The organism is Paratractidigestivibacter sp. (genome assembly GCF_052362415.1).
In the GTDB taxonomy this organism is placed as follows: domain Bacteria; phylum Actinomycetota; class Coriobacteriia; order Coriobacteriales; family Atopobiaceae; genus Paratractidigestivibacter.
In genome coordinates this window covers 1-1,809 of record NZ_DAWEMK010000201.1, presented here as the reverse complement: position 1 = coordinate 1,809, position 1,809 = coordinate 1, and the positions used below count along the sequence as shown (strand labels likewise).

Here is a 1,809-nt window from a genome sequence, read left to right as displayed (position 1 = left end):
GGGGTCGAGCAGGCTCGTGAACATCGCCGTGATCTCGGGAGAGGAGCGGTAGCTCGTGAGCAGGCGGCACTCCTCGACCTGCCCGTGCGTCGCCTCGAACACCTCGCGCATCTGCGCGAACGTCGCCGTCCCCTCGAAAATCGCCTGGTGCTCATCGCCCAAAAGCAGGAAGTGCGCGCGCGAGAAGTGCCGCGCGAGCACCATGAGCTGGGCCACGGTGTAGTCCTGGACCTCGTCGACCATGACGTAGCGGGCGTTCTTGTCGCCTGCTCCGGTGATGCAGAGCCGCAGGTAGATCCACTCGGTCGCGGAAAGCGCGGGCTGCCCCAGCAGTCGCATGCCGATGCGGTCGAAGCGCAGCCAGCTCAGGTCGTCGATGCGCTCGTGCGCCTCGGCGTAGCGCTGCTCGACGTAGCGGCGCGCGAGGTCGGCGCAGGCGGCCTCGTCCTCGGGACTCACGGTCTCGCCGAACCAGTGGACCTGCTCGTCGACGTCGAAGCCGAGCACCTCTTCCTGGACCTCGTCGTCCTTGGCCATCTGCGCGAAGCGGCGGTTCAGGCGCTCGTGGAGCTCGTCCTTGACGAGGGCGCAGAAGCGCGACCCGGCTCCGAAGCGCTCGAACTTGCGGACGGCGCCCTCCACCTGCGACGCCTTGAGGAGCACGGTGTCGTCCATGCGGATCTCGCGCACGTCCGCCTCCTCGATGGCAAGGTCGCGGACCGCTTCCTCGATGCGCCCGAGCTGCTCCGAGGAGCACTTCTCGCCGGCGTCGCGGTTGCCCGCGCCCTGCGCCTCGGCGAAGTCGCGCCAGGTGAAGACCTGCGGGTTCGCCTCGCCCATGGACGGCAAGACGGTGTCGATGTAGCGCTCGAACACGTTGTTCGGCGTGAAGAGGTACACCTGGTCGGGGTCGAGGGTCTTGCGCTCGCGGTAGAGCAAAAACGCGATGCGCTGCAGCAGGACGGAGGTCTTTCCCGAGCCCGCGATGCCGTTGACCAGCATGACCGGCACGTCCTCGTGGCGCACGATCAGGTTCTGCTCGCGCTGGATCGTGGCCGTGATCGCCTGGAGCTTCTCTGAGTGGTGGCGCTTGAGCGCGCCCAGCAGCAGCGAGTCCTCGATGGCGACGGTCGTGTCGAAGTACATGTTCAGCTTGTCGCGCACGATGTCGAACTGGCGGCGCAGCTCCAGGTTGACGGTGCGCTTGCGCCCGTCGACCTCGTAGCTGGTCGGGCCCATCTCCTGGTTGTAGTAGGTCTCGGCCACGGGGCTGCGCCAGTCGACGACGAGCGGGATCGAGTGCTCGTCGGTCATGCCGGCCGCGCCGATGTAGACGTCGCGCGCGGGGCGGCCCGGGCGCATCTGCAGGCGGACCTTGGCGAAGTAGGGTTGCATGAGCAGCAGCACGACGCGGCGGAGCTTCTCGACGTTGAAGTCGTGGTACTGGTTGTAGGCATCGATGACGGAGTTCAGGGTCTCGATGGCGGCGAGGGTTTCCATGGTCTCGTCCGCGCCGCCGAAGTCGAGGCGCACCTCCTCGGACATGTCCAGCAGGTCCTGGCGCGCGCCGGCGTGGTTGCTCTCGAGGTCGGCCGCGATGTCGTCGCGCATCCGCAGCAGCTTCGCGTAGAGCTCCTTCAGATGGGCCTGCTCCTCGTCAAAGACGGGGTCGTTGTGCTGGTCGTTCTGCTCGGACATGTGCGCTCCTGCGGTCGAGGCGAAATATCGAGTTACCCATCGTACGCCAAGAAGCCCGCCGCGGGGATTGTTGTCCCGCGCGGTTGTTAGAATTGTCCCCAGAAAAACGGA

General features: G+C 66.6%; 1 protein-coding gene. It reads right to left on the bottom strand.

Annotation, left to right across the window (positions count from 1 at the left end; genetic code table 11):
• Nucleotides 1-1,698 (bottom strand): UvrD-helicase domain-containing protein (locus tag ACT84W_RS10920; RefSeq protein ID WP_444329241.1); only part of this gene is annotated, 1,698 nt, incomplete at its 3' end.
• Between the last annotated feature and the right edge of the window lie 111 nt (nucleotides 1,699-1,809).